The organism is Vulcanococcus sp. Clear-D1, assembly GCF_014654725.1.
Taxonomy (GTDB): Bacteria; Cyanobacteriota; Cyanobacteriia; order PCC-6307; family Cyanobiaceae; genus Vulcanococcus.
On sequence record NZ_JACVZV010000038.1, the window covers coordinates 1 to 16474 of the forward strand.

The window sequence follows — 16474 nt, forward strand, 5'->3', positions numbered from 1 at the left end:
CGACTGAGACCCGTTCTGTCGCAGCGGGTCTCGCACTTGTGTCGGTCAGCCAGGTTGGGAACTCTTCCGGCACTGCCGATGGGTCGTCCACCATCTGGCAGAAGATCACTGCTCGTGCTGCCGCCAGTGGCCGCCTGGCCCACCACAAATGCAAGGTGCTCGGGTGCCCATGGCGAATGCTCTTCTCCCGTGCCGATGCCGCATTGATCGCTTCCAGCGGGATGGCGACCTCGATCAGCTTCTTGCGGCGTTTGACGGGGTAGTCGCTCATGGGATGGTCCAGGGATTGATCAGCTGCAGGCCGAGATCGGCGAAATCAGGGGTATTGCGGGTGGCCAGCGGTGCTGCGTGGGCCAGGGCGATGGCGGCGATCACGGCATCGGCGGTGGCGATCGGCCGGGCCAGTCGTTCGCGGTGGCTTACCAGCTCGCCATACCAATGGGCGGCCTCGCTGGTGAAGGCCCACACCCGGCCTGCAAACAGTTCGGCCGCCAGTGCATCCCAGCTCTCGCGCAGCGCCTGCTTGCGGCGTCCATCCGGCAGGCGCGCCAGGCCATGCAGGATCTCCGCTTCGTTCATGGCGGTGATCGCTGCGCCCTCGGGATCGAGGCTGTTGGCCCAGGCCAGTACCTGTTGATCCGGCTGCGGACGCATCAGCTCGGAGATCACGTTGGTGTCGAGAACGATCACCGGCATCGCCTTGGCTCTCAGCGTGGCTCGAACTCAGCTGCTGCGGGGCTTGAGCTGCGTTCCGGCAGATCGAGCTCCAGGCCACCCAGTTCAGCGAAATGGGCATGGATGCGGCTGCCCAGGCGCTCCACCTGAACCTCAGCCTGGCTGGATTCGATCGCTGTTCGCAGGATGGTGCGCGCTTCCTCTTCCATGGATCGGCCATGGCGGGCGGCCTGCACGCGCAGCTGCGCCTTGGTGCGCTCGTCGAGATTGCGGATGGTGAGGGTGGCCATCGGAGTTGCCTGCCTGCAATGCCAGCAATGCAGTCAACGCTAGCCCTTGCGGGCCTGGCTGATCTGCCTAAGGTTTTGGTGTGGTCTGTTTGGGAGAGCCATGCCCGTTGAGCTGCCCCTCGCCCAGATGACGCACGACGAAAAACTCCAGGCCATGGAACTGCTCTGGGCGGAGCTGTCCAAGACGCCAGAACAGTTGACCTCTCCTGCTTGGCACCGCGACGTGCTCCGCAGTCGACGCGGGCAGGTGCAGCAGGGCCAGGCCAGGTTCCAGAGCTGGGGCACGGCCATGGATGAACTGAGGGCTGAGCTGCGTGGACATCAGGCTCCTTGAGGGCGCCAAGGAAGACCTCCGCAATGGCTGGCTGTTCTATGAACGCCAGGCTCCAGGCCTGGGCGATCGCTTTCTGGATGCCGTCGAGGCTGATGTTCGTCTTCTTCCCACCTACGCCGGGATCCACCTGGAGGTGGATGGCTTCCACCGGATGCTGATTAAACGGTTTCCATTCGCCCTCTACTACCTGATCGAGGCGGCCACGATCGACATCTACGCGATCCTTGATTGCCGCCGCGATCCCAGTTGGACTGCGCAGCGGCTGACTGACTCGCGCGCCTAGACAACGCTTCATCAATGCGGTGCCCTCCCTGCGGCGAGCAGCTGCTGCAGGTTCTTGGTGATCTGCGTGTCGCCAAAGCCCGGCAGCCCCCAGTCCACCCCGCTCACGTACACCGGTGCAGCGGCCTGATCACCAGCCACGCTCACCAGGGCGAGCCGGAAGCGGTGCGGGGCGTTGCGGCCGGTGTTCACCTCATTGATCGTGAGCGTCACCGTGTCGGCCCCATCGGCGCGGCCCTTCACCTCAATGAAGAAGAGGTTGCCGTCGGCATCGATTGATTCGATGTCGTAGCCCCGGCCTCGCTCGGCGCTCACATCTTTGGGCATGCGGCCCAGGGCTTTCTCGGCGTCGAACACGGCGTTCATCGCCAGTAGTTCCACCCGTTTGCGCGCCGCTGCATCCACGCCCTGCGGATCGCTCTTCCCCTGCTGCGCCAAGAGCCAGCCCGCCGGGATCACCAGGGAGCCGCCTTTGAGGTTGGGCACCTTGGCGGTGATCTGCGCTTCCGCCTGGAGTTGGGCCAGCCGTTTTTCGAGCCGGCTGGTGAGCACCTCGGCGCGGTCTTTGGCCACCTTGGCCGGTAGCCGCACCTGTTTGCCCGCCTGTTCCTGCAGCTTCAGTTCTTCGTAGCGGCGGCTCCAGTGGTTGATCTCCCGCTGCATGCGCGCCTTGATCTCCCGCTCGGCCTTGGCGATCCGCTCCAGACGTTCCGCCGACACTTCTTCCAGATGCCTGGGCACCAGCGTGGTCATTGCGTGTTGGAGCACCAGCGCATCCCAGTCCTGCGACAGCCAGCTCTCCTGCAGCAACGGCGCCACCAGCTCCTGCTCGCCATCGCGCAGAGGGCGGTAGTCGAGGTATGGAGCCGAACCTGCAGGGCTCACCACACCCGAGCGGCTGATCTCCAGGAACTGCAGACGATTCGAGATCAGTTGCTGTTGGCCGGCGCGGGTCTTGCGCCCGTCTGCAGGCCATGCTCCAGGCAGAACAGCAGGCGCGGTTCGCTGCCCAGATCGCGCTCATCGATGAGCACTGCTCCCTGGCCGAGCACCGAGCCATCGCGCTCCAACACCAGCGAGATGCAGGCCTCCAGCAGGGGGTGGCCCGGACTCACCAATTCAGCACGTGGACTGTCGGCCACGTGCTCCTTTTCAAAGCAGATCCGCTCGTAGCGGCCCTGCACGGGCACCCCCACCCCGATCTGTTGGTTCCGGTCGAGGAGCAGTGGCGGCACGTAGGTGATCTCGTAGCGCCCTTTCTCCCGGGGATTCACCTTGCCGCCCAAGCGCCGGAAGGCCTCAATGAAGAAGTCGTGCACGTAGTGCGGGTGGATGCGGCGCGCCATGGCCCGCTCCATCTGCTGCCGCAACTGCTCCACCGTGGCGGCATCCATGCCCTGGCGCACCAAGGCCCGCTGCGCCAGCAGATCCTCCAGGTGGCGCTGATCCACGGCCCCCTCGATCTCCAGCTCCAGCTGGGCTTTCACATCGGGGCGCTCGTTGTAGCGGACGGCATCCATCAACAACTCCCGCAGCGAACGGCCCGAGAACAGTTGGCCGAGCACGTCGAACACCTTGTCGCCTAAGGCTTCACGGGCAGCTTCGAGCTTGCGCAGCAGCTGGATGTAGACGTCGCCCTCGCGGGTGTCTTTAGCCAGGAGGTTCCACAGATGGCACACCTCCTTCTGGCCGATCCGGTGGATGCGGCCAAAGCGCTGCTCCAGCCGGTTGGGGTTCCAGGGCAGGTCGTAATTCACCATCAGGTGTGCCCGCTGCAGGTTCACGCCCTCCCCAGCGGCGTCGTTCGCCAGGAGCACCACCACCTCGGGGTCGTTCATGAAGGCGTGCACGATCTGGCGGCGCCGATCGCGCGCCACACCGCCATGGATCTCCACCACCGCCTCCGGCCGGCCCAGCCGGTCGCGGATCTTGGCGGCCAGATCCATCAGCGTGTCTTTGAACTCGGTGAACAGCACCAACTTGCGCCGCGCTCCATTGGCCTGCTTCATCAGCGGGTCATCGAGGATCCGATCGAGCTCCTGCCATTTGGCATCGGTGCGCTGATCCACCACCTTCTTGCTCAGCTGCTCCAACTCCTTGAGCGTTTGGATCTCGAACTCCAGTTCCGCCAGGGTCTGGGCTGAGGTGGCGTTATCGGTGAAGGCGTCTTCTGTGTTTTCGATCTCGCCGGCGGTGTCTTCTTCGTAGAGGTCGTCGATGTCGTCGTCGCTGAGCCCGCCGGGTTGAAACTTGGCGTCCAGCCCCAGGCGCGCTTCGGCCCCGCGCCCCTCCAGCAACAACCGCTCTTCCTTGAGCCGGCTCTCCAGGCGTTCGCGCCGGCGTTCCAGCGAGCGATGGATCGCAAACGGACTGCTCGCCAGACGCCGCTGCAGGGTCATCAAGGCAAAGCCCACATTCACCCGCTTCTTGCCGCCGCCTTGTTCGTTGGCATTGCGGTCGGCGCGGTTCATCTCCTCGCGCACGTATTCGGTGACCCGCTCATAGAGCACCTTCTCCGCATCGGAGAGCTCGTATTCGGCGGTGTAACTCTTGCGCTCTGGGAATAGCTTCGTGCCCGCGAAGGTGTAGAGGTCTTCCTTCACCAGGCGGCGCATCAGGTCGGTGGGATCGCTGCGGTGCACCGCATCGCGCTGGTGGCCGGCAAAGCGGTCTTCATCCAGCAAGGCCATGAACAGCTGGAAGTCCTCCTCCTTGCCGTTGTGCGGCGTGGCCGTCATCAACAGCAGGTTGCGGGCGTGGTTCCCCACCCGCTGGCCCATGTCGTAGCGCTTGGTGCGTTTCACCTCACTGCCGAAGTAGTGGGCGCTCATGCGGTGGGATTCGTCGCACACCACCAGGTCCCACTCCGGCGCCTGCTCCAGGCGCGTCTGCAGCTCCTCATCGCGCGAGAGCATGTCCATCCGGGCGATCAGCAGCGGCCGCTGCTCAAACGGGTTGCCCAGCCCCGTGGCGTTGATCAGGTCGCGGGTGAGCAGCTCGAACTGCAGCTCGAATTTCTCCTTGAGCTCGTCTTGCCACTGCTCAGTGAGCGAACCCGGCGCCACGATCAAGCAGCGCTCCATCTCACCCCGGATCAGCAGTTCCTTGATCAGGAGGCCGGCCATGATCGTTTTGCCGGCGCCGGGGTCATCCGCCAGCAGGAAGCGCATCGGCTGCCTGGGGAGCATGTGCTCGTAGACCGCGCTGATCTGGTGGGGCAGCGGATCAATCGTGCTGCTACTCACCGCCACATAGGGGTCGAACAGGTAGGCCAGACGGATGCGCTCGGCCTCGCTCACCAGACGGAACAGGTCACCGTTGCCGGCAAAGCTCCACTTGCGGCCCCCGCCCGCCAGCTCCAGATCCGCTTCGTTGGAGCGAAACACGAGCTGCTCGCCCAGGGCACCGTCCTGGCCGCGATACACCACCTTGCAGGCCATGTCGCCGAGCATCTCGGCGCTCACGATCCGCACCGCCTCACGGCCCATCAGGCCCTGCACCAGCGCGTCGGGTTTGAGGTCTTCCAGGCGGGCGGTCATGACTGCAGCGGCCTCCACGGGGACACCTGCGGGGCCTGGCCCCAGCTAGGTCCTGCAGCGGTCAACCACTCCCTGCGCATCACAGCCAGCGCCGTTCCACCAGTGTGGTTCACCCTGCCGCATCCGTCAGCGATGACGCCGCCCTGACTACAGCAATCAGTTCGCGTTTTCATGCGGATCCTGCATGGTTTCGCTGGCCTTGATGCGTGTGCGCAGTCGGCGGACAAGTTGCTGCACTGCGTTATGGCTTCCGCTGGCCTCAGGCAGGAGCAGCCAGAGCTGTTCGATCAGGGGTGGCTGCTCCTGCAACGGCACCAAGCCGTGGTCGTTCAGCCAGGTCTCCCCCACCAGGGCCGGGATCACCGGCAGGGCCAGCCGCCGGTCCGTTGCGCGTTTCAGCCAAGCCGCCGTGTTCTGACAAGCGGCCGGTTGTTTCTCGATGGCGAAGCCCGCCCACTCGAGCGTCTGGTGCAGGAGCGGAGCAGCCGCACAGCTCGGCAGCAACACTCGGCGCGTCAGTGGCGTGATCGCGATCAGCTGCAACGCCAACACACCCAGCGGCTTGGCCTTGATTCCCACCCAGCGCGGTGCCTGGCCGGAGAGCACTGGCTGATCGAAGCCATAGGAGCTCACGATGGCGCCATCCAGCAGACCGTGGCGGATCAGGTCCACCCACTGCTCAGCGCTGCGGAAGCGCGTCGGCACCTGTTGCACCGTTGGCAGAGTGCTGATCAGGGGGTGATGGAGCAGGTCGCAACCGATCCGCACCACGTCATCCATCAAGCGGTGCGCCCGGTACGCCAGCCGCAGATGTTGCAGGCAGTCGTTATGGCCATGGCGGCAAACCGGTTGCCCTTGTCTGGGCGTTAACCGCAACTCCCGCTGTATCAGCCGCAGGCTGCGGCAGACGGTGCTCTGGTGCATGGCCAGAGCTGCACCGGCCTTGGCCTGGGAGCCGGCCAGCTCAAGCAGGTCCAACACATGGAGATCCTGCAGCAAAGAAGGTGGGGCGTAGAGGCCTGGTGAGGTCAAGGTGGCGAAGGCCGGGCTGGATGCAGCGTCAGCGCTGCAGGGCTTGAACCAGCTGTTTTTCGTGCGAAAGAGTGGAGCGATCTCCTGCTTCCGCCGCATGGCGCCGCTGCGCTGCCACCTGCTGATCGGCCAGCCCGCCAGCGGCAAAACCACGCTGGCCAAGGCCCTGGCGCCCTTGCTGACAGGCCCGGGTGATCCCGCTGCCCTGGTGCTCTCCACCGATGTGATCCGCGCGGAAGTGTTTGGCGACGCCTCCGTGCAGGGCCCTTGGGTCGACATCCAGCAACGGCTGCACCAACGCATCCGTGAGGCGGTGGCAGCCCAGATCCCGGTGATCGTGGATGCCACCCACGCGCGGCGGGCCTGGCGGCTGGCGATCACCCAAGCCCTGGAGTTACCCGCGTCCTTGGAGTGGATCGGCTGGTGGCTCTACACCGATCTACCCACCTCACTGGCCTGGAACGCCAAGCGAGAGCGGCCGGTACCGGTGCCTGTGATTCAGGAGATGGCAGCCGCCCTGGCGGATCCGCACTTTGGGCCCTCCAGAGCCGAGGGCTTTGCTGCGATCTGCGCTGTGGTGCCAACGCACCACCAGGAGCTCACAGCGGTGCTCCAAGCGGAATTGGCGGGGCTGGAGCGGCGCATCCGCTCGGCCACGAATCGTGAACGCAAGCTGCAACGCCACGGTTATTCGCGGCTGCTGGATCTGGAGCGGTTGCTTTATCTGATCCGGCTGTTGAGCCGTTGGCCGGACCTCTCCGCCGCCGATCCAGCCAGCGCCGCGGAGCTGGAGGCGATCCTCTCCCCACTGCCTGAGGGTGATCTGGCAACGCGGGCGGCAGCGTTCCTGGGGCGGTTGCATGGCGAGTGCTACGCCGACGCGAACGCTTTGCGCGCTGATCTGGACTGGCTGGACGCCAATGGGTTCTGCAGCGCACGACCCACCGCAGCGCCGATTCAATTGGCGCCTGGTTCTCAGCTCTCCCACCGTCAGGCACCGGTGCATGGAGGGCTGCCTCCATTGGGGGATGGGCCGGTGTTCTTGCGGGTCATAACCCTGTTGCGTCACCTGTTGCAACAGCCGTTTGATCGCGCTCCCGAGCCCGGGGTGTCTCTGCATGAGCATCTGATTGCGGCGACTGCGGCCATCCCAGGCGGCTACCTGCCTGGTGAAACAGCAACCCTGCGCAAAGACCTGGAGAAGCTGCTCACCCCCTATGGCTTCCGGACGCGCAACGACAACGTGCGCCATGGCTACAGCCTGGGTACGGCCTTGCTCTCACCGCCACGACTGCTGGAGTTGCACAACGTGGTGCGTCAGGCGGCGGGGCGTTTGGCGGATCCATCGGCTCAAGATCTGCTGAGGGAGCTCGATCAGCGGCTCGATTGGGCAGGCATCGATCGGGATGATGTGACGCCGGTGCGCAGCTATGCGCGTCATGCCCTGGTTGATAGCGCCCTGGTGCGCCGCGACTCTCTCGCTGTACCTCAGCAGGCCGAACAGATCGAGACCGCCATCGTTGAGCATCGCCGCGTGCAGTTGCAGCGATTTGACGGGATGGGCTCCTTTGCCGATAGCCCGCAAGGTGAGCTGCGGGTGTGGCCGCTGCAGCTGATCTTCCACAACGTGGGCTGGTACCTGCTGTTTGAGGAGGACCACATCGGCGAGGAGCAGGGCCTTATCCGCAGCGAACGGCTCGATCGCCTGAGGATGAGCGCTCAGGGGAGTCGTGGTGATCTGCGCCGCAGCGCTGAGCAGCACCGGGAAGCATTGCAACGACTGGAGGACTTGTTGCGGCTCAGTGGTGGGATCTATTTCGGCGACAGCCTGGAGCAACAACTGGCCTTGATCACGGGATCACCCCAGCGCCGCCAGGCCGCACTGGTCACGTTGAGGTTCTGCTGCGCGCCCTGGGCGTTCGCGTTTATCCGCGAAGGGTTGCAGCGCTATCCGATCGAGCACACCCGCTTTTCCAAGCCATTACCGACAGACACGTGGTGGCATCACCCCAATGCGCCGCATGTTTTGGAGCCTGGGCCATCCGAGGCCATGCATCCCTATCCGGTGGAGCTGGACTTGCCGCCTTGGACGGTGAGCCAGGACGTGGACCTCCGCAACTGGTTGTTTGCCTTTGGCGGTGGGATTCGCATTGAGCAGCCCGATGCCCTGCGGCAGGAGCTTCTGGCTCGCTGTCAGGCGGCCATCGCAGCAAACCAAACCCCAGGATCCACACCACTGCCGCCGGTTACAACCAGTCAGGCAGCTGTGATGGCGGGACGCCTTTCAACGAAGCGCCGACAGCGCGATTGAGGTTTTCAAACGGATACGCTCAATCCACGGCCCGTAGCCTGGCTTTCTCGGATGGCACCATGGCTGGGTATTTGTTGGCCCAGATCTGGACCGCTGGATTGGCTGTCAAATAAGCATTCCAGCTGCAGTCATAGGGCTTAAGCACGCGGGCACAATCCAAAGCCGCGATCCGTGCCTTCTCGCTGGCTTCTGCTTTGATCTGCTCGAGACGTGCCTGCAGATCCTTGTTGACTTCGCCAACACTCAGGCCAGTCATCCCCATCATTTCCATCATGAACTGATTGGCTGGAACATTGTTCTTGAAGCCAATGGATGTGGACTGAATATTGCCGGTTTCGTCGACATAGCTGATCGTGTATTGGTAGTCATGTTTTTTGGCGGCAAAGCCAATCAGGCCAGGCAGGCCAAAGACCACAAGCCCGGCAACGCCCATACCGACATCTGTTTTGCTGCCTGATCCCCCCTGCGACCACGACAGCACCTGATCCTTCTGAATCACAACGCCAGGGGCTGAAATCTGGCCATTGGCCATGGTGACAGTGCATTCAGAGTTTCCTGAACACAGCGCCTGATACACCCCGGCCATACTGGGTGTGGCAGAGATGACTAGGGCGCTAGCGGCTATGGCCAGCCGGATGGATGGATAACGCATGGTTCAACATTGTGATCAATCTGCTCTATGACGCCGTTACTCGCAATGCGGTAGATCTCTCAGAAGTGATGCGAGATCCGCATCGTTGTGTCGCTTGATTGAGCGCTGTTTGTTCTGGCTACGCTCGGTGCAGCTTGGATCAACTGACTGTTAGCCATGCCAAGGTCCCGCAGGCACCAACGCAAGCATCGCGTGCAAGCGTTGCTATTGAGCTCTGCCTTGATTGTCGCAACTCTCGCTAGCAAAAGCGTTCTTGCTCAACAGCCCGTTCAACCCCTCCCGAAAGTGGGAGGGTGCCCGCTGGGCTACTACGCCTCCGGGAGCTACTGCGTGCCTTCCAGGAGCAGCAACACACATGGCGCACTTGAAAAGACAGGCGGCAGCTGTCCGCTAGGTTTTTACAGCTCTGGCGCTTACTGCGTGAGTAGTCCAAGCAACAACCGCGAAGCGATCCAGAAGCAGGGCAGCAGTTGTCCTCTGGGCTGGTACAGCTCGGGCAGTTACTGCGTGAAGAGCCGCTGATCAACAGCGGCTCCCTTCCACCCTCAGGAGATCACTCCTCCTCGTCCACACCGCCAGCGGGAAGGAGGCGCACCTGCTTGCGACCGAGCTTGATTTCAAACTCATCGCCGGGCTTGAGGTCGAGCATGGCGGTGTAGGCCTTGCCGATCAAGAGATTGCCGTTGCCCTGCACCGTGGCGGTGTAGCTGAGCTTGCGGCCACCTTTGCCACGACCCACGCCGTCGTTGCCGAGGCTCAGGCCTTTGGCCTCCAGCAGGGCTTCATAGAAGGCGGTGAAGTTGAGGCGCTCGCCGCCATCCTTTTTGGTGCTCACGTAGCCGCAGCTGCGAACCAGATCCGATTTGGAGACGTCGCCCAGCTCTTTCACTTTGGCGAGCAGGTCAGAACCCGTGAGCATGGTGTGGAAGGAGATTTATGCATGGATAGTAACGAATGCAGCGATGGTTCTGCATGTTCGGCCCGGTTTTTGGGCCACAAAAAAGGGAGGCCTCCTCAGACCTCCTTGGACAAGTAGTTGTCATCTTCTGCCTGGCTTGGTTGACACACCCCTCGTGGGGTTGATGCCATCAAAGGCTCAGCAGTAAGCGCTCCAGTCTGACAACCTGATAACGGTTGGCTTCTGTCGGGAGAGCGTTGTACATCGCCCAGCACTGGCGCAGCTGCGCTTCCAGTCCCAGGCGCACATGGTGATCGTTGTGTAGGGGGATGGCTGTCATGGCTGGGGTGTAGTTCATGGAACTCGGAGCAACTGCAGAAAGTGTTCCCCGCTGCCCTGATCAAGTCCCCGTGTTGATCTGAATCCACCAGCCGGTTCCGGCTCCCTCCACCATCCAGCGGCGACCCCAGTTGCGCTCGGAGTACCGCTGGGCAGCTCCGCTGCCAATGGACGTGTTCACGTAGCCGCCGTTCACCAGATCGGCTTCTCCGTTGGGGTCATGCATCAGGACCTGGCGCTTGGCTGGATCCCAGCCGATCACCAGGCTCCAGTGCCCGCCGCCTGTGGGCGTAGAGACAGGGCCTCTGTGTAACCAACCCACCGGGCAAGGGAGTCCCCGTTCGAGTTGCTCAATTAGGTGTTCGATGGAGCCATCCGTTCGGAAGCGTGCCTGCAGCCCAAGGGTTTGCAGCGCCTTCACCTGGGCGCTGGCATCGGTGGTGTCGCCATGGCGCTGCACCAACGCCAGGTATTGATCGTCCGGCTGGCCGGGGCCCTGGATGGCATCGGGTTTGAGGAAGGCAGCGGCCATGGCGCAGCTGGAGGAAAAGCACATGCGGCTGCCCTGGCTGGTGGCGCTGTCGTTTTGGCTGAGGTAAGGAACAGGAAGCTGGATGAGGCCAGAGGCGCTGGCTGGGTTGGCTTGAGCAGCAGTTGAGCGCGCTGCTGTCTCCTCGAGTCTTTGAGCGTGTTGCACTTCCGCAGCCCGGCGCCGCTTGAGCCCTTCCACCGGCCCGTTTGGCCCTTTGCACCAGCGCGGGAACTCCTGCGTGATCACCACGGCAGGAGATTCGCCTGCCAGGCAGCGGCGCCGCAGGGTTGAGCCTTCCATAGCCCCAGCCCCCACGTTGAAACAGAAGCTGATCAGGGCATCGCGCTGACGGGGCGAGAGCGTGACGCCGTTCAGGAGGCGATCCACAGCAGCTGCAGCCTCGGCCACGTCTTGCTTGAGCCAGGTCTCGGCCTGCTCCTGCGTGATCGTTAGCCCCGGCACCACCTCCGCGCCGGTGTGGCCGTAGCCGATGCTCCAGGGAGCACCGCCACTGGCGGGGTCGGGATAGGCGTTCAGGCGGCAGCCCTCCCAGGTTTTGAGCAGGGTCCAGCCCTCAGGGGTGAGTGGCATTGAGGCGAGGCAGAGAACGCTTGAGGGTTCCGGCGGCCTCGGAACCCTTTCAAGCAGTTCGAACGCGCTCGATGGATTCCCGCCGGCTGGTGGTCTGGATCTCCACCGGGATCCTGGGGTTCCAGGGCGCCACGTTGGCGTTTGATCTGCTCAATTGCACCGCCCTCAGCTGGCTGTACGTCCGGATGAATGGGTTGCCGGCGCTGGAGCGGCGGGTGGATGGGCCAGGCAGCTCCGGCGGTGTTGTGGATCCCGATGCGCCAAAGCAACCCTCGGGCGCTTCCACACCCGAGCACCCCGTGGCGTTGTTCTGTGCCCGGCCCCAAGGCCGCGTTGATGACGCGGTGAATCAGGGGCTCAGCATCCTGGCGGGTTTGGCTCTGGGGAGCTCCGTTGGTGGGAGGGGCCAGGGCCAGCCCTGAGGGCCGTCTTCAGCGGCGCTTGAGGTTCTCTCGGGAGCATTGGGGCGCCCGCTCGAGCTGCTGCCAAGGACGTGCACAGGCGTGGTTCATGGCCTCCTCGCACCGCTCCAGGTGGTAGAGCAGCGGGCTGTTGGGCGAGGGGAACTTGCGGCGGAAGTGCTCGCCCGGCTTGAGCAGGCCGGCGGAGCGCCAGCGATGCAGGGTCCGCTCGCTCACGCCCAGGCAGTCAGCGGCCTGACGCTGCACGGACCAGTGGGGGGTATGGGTCATCGGTGTGGATGCGAAGGACAGGAACTCCTGGGATCGGAGATCTGCGATCGATCCATCAGCGGATCCGGCGAAAGGGGATGGATGCGTTCAGGGATGACGCAGCTCTGTATCGCCGCCGTTGAGGCTTGCTCGCACTGGAGGCTACGGGGGGGCGGCCCTGACAACCCCTGACACTCTCCGCCTGAATGGGACGGATTTTTGAGCCCGTTTTGAGCCCGCTGCTCGGGCTTTGTTGGTCAGAAGTCAATCGGGGCGACAGGATTCGAACCTGCGACCTAGTGCTCCCAAAGCACCCGCGCTACCAAGCTGCGCCACGCCCCGTCGTGTCGGAGCTTACCCGTCGCCCTCGCCGGTGGCAGGGCTCCACCACACCGTGCAGCGGTAGCGGGCTGAGAGGGCGCGCACCATCGTGGTGCACTGCGTCCGGGTCACGCTGTTGCCGGCTGGCATCGAGCTGGTTGCGATCGCAATCGCTGCCTGCTCGCTCATGATCGAACCGGCTGTGGCGGAGCCGGCTAGTGCGGGCGTGCTCTGCAGCAAGCCGAACGCAGCCACGGCAGACAGGGCGGCGAAGCGCATTGGCTCGGGAAGCTCTGGCCTTTTTCTAGGGGCCCGGTACAACGCGTGCAACCTGGGACGGGGCTGCTTGAACGCTCGGCGGTTATTGCTGGTTGTGCTGGCCTTCTGCGCCTCCTTGGGCTTGGCGGTGCAGGCGGAACCACGGCTGGATGCCTCACTAGACCAGGCGATCCCGCCTCGGCCTTCGCAGGTTCCCGCTGAAACACCGGTGGCCGATGTTGTGCTGGCCAGCGTTGCGCCAGCCCAGCTCTCGCAAGAGGCTGCCTGGCCCCTGCGTGCCGGCGAACCCCTGCGCCTGGTGTACCCACTGGCGATCCAGGCTGAGGAGGTCGACCCCTACGGCTGGCGCTACTCGGACAGTCGCCAGGCCTGGCGCATGCATGCCGGGCAAGACCTAGTCGCCCCAGAGGGAACCCCGGTGCTGGCGATGCTCCCTGGCCATGTGGTGCTGGTGGAGGAGCTCGATGGCTATGGCCTCACCGTGGTGCTCGATCACGGCCGCGGTTGGCAGACCCTGTATGCCCATCTGTTGTCGGCCTCGGTGCAGCCGGGAGACTTTCTTCCCGCTGCTAGCCCCATGGGCCAGGTTGGTCAGAGCGGTCGTGCCAGCGGACCACACCTGCATGTGGAGCTGCGACGCCGCGATGGCGATCGGATGTTGGCGCTGGATCCAACGCCCTTGATCGATCAGGCCACACGCCTGCTGCCCCAGGCTCCACCGCCGTTGCAGCAGGCTCAGGGTCTGCCGTTCCCCTCGCCTTGATCCGGATCGAGCGCTCCGGCCTGCAGCTGCGTCATGGTGTGGCTTGGCTCCAGCAGCAAGGCATCCAGACCCCGCAGCTGCGCCAGGCCTTAAGTCTCGGCCTGGCCTGGGAGCAGCCGCTGGTCATCGTGTATGGCAAGCAGCACCGCACGCCGCGGCTCACCTGCTGGGTGGCTGATCCCGGTTGCGCCTACCGCTACAGCGGCCTGCAGCAAGCGATCCACCCCTGGACGGCCGAGCTTGAGATCCTGCGTCAGCTGTTGCTGGATCAGCTGGGGGTGCGCTTCAACAGCCTGCTGCTCAATCGCTACCGCGATGGTGCTGATCGGATGGGTTGGCACGCTGATGACGAACCCGAGCTCGACGATCTGGCCCCGATCGTCTCCCTCAGCCTGGGGGCGGCCCGCGATCTGCGCTTTCGGCCCCGACATGGCAGTGAGGCCGCCTTTGCGGTGCGCCTTGGCGATGGCGACCTCTTGGTGATGGATCCGCCCAGCCAGCGCCATTGGCAGCACGCGCTGCCGCCGCGGGCGCGGGTGAGGCAGGAGCGGATCAACCTCACCTTTCGGGTGATCAGGCCAACTTGAATCAGCCGAGCACGGCGATGCAATCGATCTCCACCCGGGCATCCTTCGGCAGCGCCGCCACTTCCACGCAGGCCCGCGCCGGCGACACGCCGGCTCCGAACACCTCGGCATAGAGGGCATTCACTTTGGTGAAATCGCCGAGGTCAGCCAGAAACACGGTGGTGCGCACCACCTGTTGGGGGGTGCAGCCCGCTTCGCTCAGCACCGCCTTGAGGTTGCTGAGCACCTGGCGGGTTTCCGCTTCCACATCGCCATTGCCCACCATCGCTCCGGTGGCCGGATCCAGGGCGATCTGACCGCTGCAATAGAGCACCCCCCCAGCCTTCACGGCCTGGTTGTAAGGGCCCACCGGCGCCGGAGCAGCGCTCGTGGTCACGGCTTCGATCGTGGGGCTGGTCATGCTGGAGGGAAGATGGGCGCTGAGCCTATGGCCAGAGCGCCTGATGCGAATCGAGCTGTCCAACCCTGAGTTGCCGCTGCGGCCCCAGGTGGAGCTCGATGGGCTGTGGCATCGCTACCGCGGTGCGGCTTCCACGGGCGATTGGACCCTGCGCGACATCCAGTTCCAGCTGCGCCCCGGAGAACTGGTGGGCCTGCTCGGGCCATCCGGTTGCGGCAAAACCACGCTGCTGCGGCTGATTGCAGGCTTTGAGCAACCCGATCGCGGTGTGGTACGCATCGGCGGGCAGGAGGTGGCAGGCCCTCACCGTTGGTTGCCGCCGGAGCGGCGTGGCGTGGGCATGGTGTTTCAGGACTACGCCCTGTTCCCCCACCTCGATGCCTGGCGCAATGCTTGCTTCGGTTTGCGCCGGGGGCAGGACAGCAGCCGCGCCGCCTGGTTGCTGGAGTTGCTGGGGCTGAAAGGGCTGGAGCATCGCTATCCGCACGAACTCTCCGGAGGGCAGCGCCAGCGCCTGGCCCTGGCTCGGGCCCTCGCTCCCGGCTGTTCGCTGGTGCTGCTGGATGAACCCTTCTCCAACCTGGATGTGGAGGTGCGCCTGCGGCTGCGGGCCGAGCTCCCCGGTGTGTTGGCCCGCTGCGGCGCCAGCGGTGTGATCGTGACCCACGACCCGGAGGAAGCTCTGGCCATCTGTGATCGGGTGGCGGTGCTCGAATCCGGCCATCTGCACCAGTGCGCCAGCCCCCAGGAACTGGTGGCAGCGCCGGCCACCGCCTTTGTGGGTCGCTTCGTGCTGCAGAGCAACCTGCTCCCCGCCAGCTGGCAGGGCAGCACCCTCACCACGGCCTTCGGCGCTCTGGAGGCACCGGCCGGCGTGCAGCTTCCCTCCCCCTCCGAGGCCGACGATCTGCAGGTGTTGGTGAGCCCCCGGGGCATCCTGCTCACCCCGGATGACAACGCTGAGGCCTGGGTGCTGGGCCGTGAATTTCTTGGCCGCGAATGGCTCTACCAGGTGCAATGCGGCCAGGGGCGACTGCGCCTGCGCTTGCCGCTCGAGCACGACTACAACCGCGGGCAGCGCTGCCGGCTGCGGCTGCGGGCGGGTGAGCCGGTGCGGTTGTTCCCCGCGGGTGTGGATCTGGTGGCTGCTGCCGCTACCGCCCCCCTCTGATCGATCAGCCCTTCCAGAGGTCCTTGCTGCCGCGCAGCTTGCGCAGGGTGTCGGCATCAGCCGCCCGCACAAACAGGTTGGTGGCCCGCTCGAGGCCGATGCTGCTGGGAATGGTGGGTTCATTCCTGGCCCTGAGCGCTTCCACAACAGCCAGCCGCTCCTGAATCGCGACATCACCAGGGCATTGCACTGCTGCCCAGCGCAGGTTGCCGGCGGTGTATTCGTGGGCGCACCACACCTTTGTGGCTTCTGGCAGCGCAGTGAGTGCTTGCAGCGAGGCATGCATCTGTTGCGGTGTGCCTTCAAACAGACGGCCGCATCCCGCGGCAAAGAGCGTGTCGCCGCAGAACAGATGGCCGCCGTCATCCCCGGCTGGCGGCAGATAGAAGGCGATGTGATGGGCGGTGTGACCCGGCACGGCCAGCACCGCAACGCTGCGGCCCAGGAGCTCCAGCTGATCTCCCCCCTGCACCGCCAGCGTCTGCAGCGGAATGCGGGCTTGATCGGCGCCACTGGCAATTATGGCCGCCTTGGGCCAGCGCTGCAGCAAGCCTGGTGTGCCGCCGATGTGGTCGTGGTGGTGATGGGTGTGCAGGATCGCGCTGAGCTCCAGCCCGCGCTGCTCGAGCCAGCTGATCACCGGTTCGGCCACGGCCGGATCCACCACCACCGCCTGCCCGCGGCTGGCGCCATGCAGCACAAAGACATAGTTGTCGCTCAGCACCGGAATCAGCGACACCCGCTGGGCGATCGGGGCCGTGGTGAGGGCCTGTTGCATCGTTAAAGTCCCGGTTCAGGCTGACTCCC

At 64.6% G+C, this 16474-nt stretch carries 21 protein-coding genes and 1 tRNA gene; 7 read left to right on the forward strand and 15 right to left on the reverse strand.

Features of this window, described 5'->3' with window-relative positions; genetic code table 11:
* From H9532_RS14715 to H9532_RS14725, 3 genes are all read right to left on the reverse strand, one after another.
* Nucleotides 1-271 (reverse strand): DUF1156 domain-containing protein (locus tag H9532_RS14715; RefSeq protein WP_296369902.1); only part of this gene is annotated, 271 nt, incomplete at its 3' end.
* The gene (locus tag H9532_RS14720) at nt 268-696 is read right to left on the reverse strand and encodes a type II toxin-antitoxin system VapC family toxin (protein ID WP_296369904.1); all 429 of its coding nucleotides are present in this window, start codon (nt 694-696) and stop codon (nt 268-270) included. The genes H9532_RS14715 and H9532_RS14720, both read right to left, overlap by 4 nt.
* 11 nt (nt 697-707) lie before the next feature.
* Nucleotides 708-965, reverse strand: coding sequence for a plasmid stabilization protein (locus H9532_RS14725; RefSeq protein WP_296369906.1), 258 nt, complete (start codon nt 963-965; stop codon nt 708-710).
* A gap of 100 nt (nt 966-1065) precedes the next feature.
* Here H9532_RS14725 and H9532_RS14730 point away from each other — a divergent pair, with 100 nt between their 5' ends.
* Together H9532_RS14730 and H9532_RS14735 are read left to right on the forward strand one after the other, a co-directional pair.
* Nucleotides 1066-1299 carry an addiction module protein gene (locus tag H9532_RS14730; protein WP_296369908.1) on the forward strand — a complete coding sequence of 78 codons (234 nt, stop codon included), beginning with the start codon at nt 1066-1068 and terminating at the stop codon, nt 1297-1299.
* Complete coding sequence (locus H9532_RS14735) at nt 1280-1582, forward strand: type II toxin-antitoxin system RelE/ParE family toxin (protein WP_296369910.1); 303 nt, start codon at nt 1280-1282, stop codon at nt 1580-1582. The genes H9532_RS14730 and H9532_RS14735 overlap by 20 nt, the downstream gene beginning before the upstream one ends.
* Nucleotides 1583-1593: 11 nt before the next feature.
* On the opposite strand, the gene H9532_RS14740 is transcribed toward H9532_RS14735, so the two are convergent.
* The 3 genes from H9532_RS14740 to H9532_RS14750 all read right to left on the reverse strand — a co-directional run bounded on the left by H9532_RS14740 (nt 1594) and on the right by H9532_RS14750 (nt 6152).
* Nucleotides 1594-2466 (reverse strand): DUF3883 domain-containing protein, encoded by an 873-nt coding sequence (locus H9532_RS14740; RefSeq protein WP_296369912.1) that lies wholly within the window; start codon nt 2464-2466, stop codon nt 1594-1596.
* A 44-nt stretch (nt 2467-2510) separates the two neighbouring features.
* Nucleotides 2511-5120 (reverse strand): helicase-related protein, encoded by a 2610-nt coding sequence (locus H9532_RS14745; RefSeq protein WP_296369914.1) that lies wholly within the window; start codon nt 5118-5120, stop codon nt 2511-2513.
* 156 nt (nt 5121-5276) lie between these two features.
* Nucleotides 5277-6152, reverse strand: a complete 876-nt coding sequence (locus tag H9532_RS14750; RefSeq protein WP_296369916.1) for a hypothetical protein — start codon at nt 6150-6152, stop codon at nt 5277-5279.
* Between the two features lies 1 nt (nt 6153).
* On the opposite strand from H9532_RS14750, the gene H9532_RS14755 reads away from it, so the two are divergent.
* Nucleotides 6154-8463: an AAA family ATPase gene (locus tag H9532_RS14755; RefSeq protein ID WP_296369918.1), complete on the forward strand. Its 2310-nt coding sequence runs from the start codon at nt 6154-6156 to the stop codon at nt 8461-8463.
* A gap of 19 nt (nt 8464-8482) precedes the next feature.
* Here H9532_RS14755 and H9532_RS14760 read toward each other — a convergent pair whose 3' ends face one another.
* From H9532_RS14760 to H9532_RS14775, 4 genes are all read right to left on the reverse strand, one after another.
* On the reverse strand, nt 8483-9115 hold the full coding sequence (locus H9532_RS14760; RefSeq protein ID WP_296369920.1) for a hypothetical protein: 633 nt from the start codon (nt 9113-9115) through the stop codon (nt 8483-8485).
* Between the two features lie 553 nt (nt 9116-9668).
* Nucleotides 9669-10034: an AbrB family transcriptional regulator gene (locus H9532_RS14765; RefSeq protein ID WP_296369925.1), complete on the reverse strand. Its 366-nt coding sequence runs from the start codon at nt 10032-10034 to the stop codon at nt 9669-9671.
* Between the two features lie 169 nt (nt 10035-10203).
* Complete coding sequence (locus tag H9532_RS14770) at nt 10204-10371, reverse strand: hypothetical protein (protein WP_296369926.1); 168 nt, start codon at nt 10369-10371, stop codon at nt 10204-10206.
* Nucleotides 10372-10413: 42 nt separating this feature from the next.
* A complete protein-coding gene (locus H9532_RS14775; protein ID WP_296369927.1) occupies nt 10414-11475 on the reverse strand; it encodes a glycoside hydrolase family protein in 1062 nt (353 codons plus the stop codon).
* Nucleotides 11476-11546: 71 nt separating this feature from the next.
* On the opposite strand from H9532_RS14775, the gene H9532_RS14780 reads away from it, so the two are divergent.
* Nucleotides 11547-11897: a hypothetical protein gene (locus H9532_RS14780; protein WP_296369928.1), complete on the forward strand. Its 351-nt coding sequence runs from the start codon at nt 11547-11549 to the stop codon at nt 11895-11897.
* A 9-nt stretch (nt 11898-11906) separates the two neighbouring features.
* On the opposite strand, the gene H9532_RS14785 is transcribed toward H9532_RS14780, so the two are convergent.
* The 3 genes from H9532_RS14785 to H9532_RS14795 all read right to left on the reverse strand — a co-directional run bounded on the left by H9532_RS14785 (nt 11907) and on the right by H9532_RS14795 (nt 12746).
* Complete coding sequence (locus tag H9532_RS14785; protein WP_214340527.1) at nt 11907-12167, reverse strand: helix-turn-helix domain-containing protein; 261 nt, start codon at nt 12165-12167, stop codon at nt 11907-11909.
* 247 nt (nt 12168-12414) lie between these two features.
* Nucleotides 12415-12488 (reverse strand) — tRNA-Pro (locus H9532_RS14790).
* Between the two features lie 12 nt (nt 12489-12500).
* Nucleotides 12501-12746 (reverse strand): hypothetical protein, encoded by a 246-nt coding sequence (locus H9532_RS14795; protein WP_296369942.1) that lies wholly within the window; start codon nt 12744-12746, stop codon nt 12501-12503.
* Between the two features lie 94 nt (nt 12747-12840).
* Here H9532_RS14795 and H9532_RS14800 point away from each other — a divergent pair, with 94 nt between their 5' ends.
* Nucleotides 12841-13509, forward strand: coding sequence for a M23 family metallopeptidase (locus H9532_RS14800; RefSeq protein WP_296370165.1), 669 nt, complete (start codon nt 12841-12843; stop codon nt 13507-13509).
* Nucleotides 13506-14096 carry an alpha-ketoglutarate-dependent dioxygenase AlkB gene (locus tag H9532_RS14805; protein WP_296369945.1) on the forward strand — a complete coding sequence of 197 codons (591 nt, stop codon included), beginning with the start codon at nt 13506-13508 and terminating at the stop codon, nt 14094-14096. The genes H9532_RS14800 and H9532_RS14805 overlap by 4 nt, the downstream gene beginning before the upstream one ends.
* Nucleotide 14097: 1 nt before the next feature.
* Here H9532_RS14805 and H9532_RS14810 read toward each other — a convergent pair whose 3' ends face one another.
* Nucleotides 14098-14496, reverse strand: coding sequence for a Rid family detoxifying hydrolase (locus H9532_RS14810; protein ID WP_296369947.1), 399 nt, complete (start codon nt 14494-14496; stop codon nt 14098-14100).
* Nucleotides 14497-14539: 43 nt separating this feature from the next.
* On the opposite strand from H9532_RS14810, the gene H9532_RS14815 reads away from it, so the two are divergent.
* Nucleotides 14540-15667 carry an ABC transporter ATP-binding protein gene (locus H9532_RS14815; protein WP_296369949.1) on the forward strand — a complete coding sequence of 376 codons (1128 nt, stop codon included), beginning with the start codon at nt 14540-14542 and terminating at the stop codon, nt 15665-15667.
* Nucleotides 15668-15671: 4 nt separating this feature from the next.
* Here H9532_RS14815 and gloB read toward each other — a convergent pair whose 3' ends face one another.
* Complete coding sequence (gloB, locus tag H9532_RS14820; RefSeq protein WP_296369951.1) at nt 15672-16445, reverse strand: hydroxyacylglutathione hydrolase; 774 nt, start codon at nt 16443-16445, stop codon at nt 15672-15674.
* Nucleotides 16446-16474: the final 29 nt, after the last annotated feature.

Excerpts from the sequence above, each read along its gene's own strand:
- H9532_RS14720 (WP_296369904.1), bottom strand. The coding sequence starts at position 696 with ATGCCGGTGATCGTTCTCGACACCAACGTGATCTCCGAGCTGATGCGT.
- H9532_RS14725 (WP_296369906.1), bottom strand. The coding sequence starts at position 965 with ATGGCCACCCTCACCATCCGCAATCTCGACGAGCGCACCAAGGCGCAG.
- H9532_RS14730 (WP_296369908.1), top strand. The coding sequence starts at position 1,066 with ATGCCCGTTGAGCTGCCCCTCGCCCAGATGACGCACGACGAAAAACTC.
- H9532_RS14745 (WP_296369914.1), bottom strand. The coding sequence starts at position 5,120 with ATGACCGCCCGCCTGGAAGACCTCAAACCCGACGCGCTGGTGCAGGGC.
- H9532_RS14760 (WP_296369920.1), bottom strand. The coding sequence starts at position 9,115 with ATGCGTTATCCATCCATCCGGCTGGCCATAGCCGCTAGCGCCCTAGTC.
- H9532_RS14765 (WP_296369925.1), bottom strand. The coding sequence starts at position 10,034 with ATGCTCACGGGTTCTGACCTGCTCGCCAAAGTGAAAGAGCTGGGCGAC.
- H9532_RS14770 (WP_296369926.1), bottom strand. The coding sequence starts at position 10,371 with ATGAACTACACCCCAGCCATGACAGCCATCCCCCTACACAACGATCAC.
- H9532_RS14775 (WP_296369927.1), bottom strand. The coding sequence starts at position 11,475 with ATGCCACTCACCCCTGAGGGCTGGACCCTGCTCAAAACCTGGGAGGGC.
- H9532_RS14780 (WP_296369928.1), top strand. The coding sequence starts at position 11,547 with ATGGATTCCCGCCGGCTGGTGGTCTGGATCTCCACCGGGATCCTGGGG.
- H9532_RS14785 (WP_214340527.1), bottom strand. The coding sequence starts at position 12,167 with ATGACCCATACCCCCCACTGGTCCGTGCAGCGTCAGGCCGCTGACTGC.
- H9532_RS14795 (WP_296369942.1), bottom strand. The coding sequence starts at position 12,746 with ATGCGCTTCGCCGCCCTGTCTGCCGTGGCTGCGTTCGGCTTGCTGCAG.
- H9532_RS14810 (WP_296369947.1), bottom strand. The coding sequence starts at position 14,496 with ATGACCAGCCCCACGATCGAAGCCGTGACCACGAGCGCTGCTCCGGCG.
- H9532_RS14815 (WP_296369949.1), top strand. The coding sequence starts at position 14,540 with ATGCGAATCGAGCTGTCCAACCCTGAGTTGCCGCTGCGGCCCCAGGTG.
- gloB (WP_296369951.1), bottom strand. The coding sequence starts at position 16,445 with ATGCAACAGGCCCTCACCACGGCCCCGATCGCCCAGCGGGTGTCGCTG.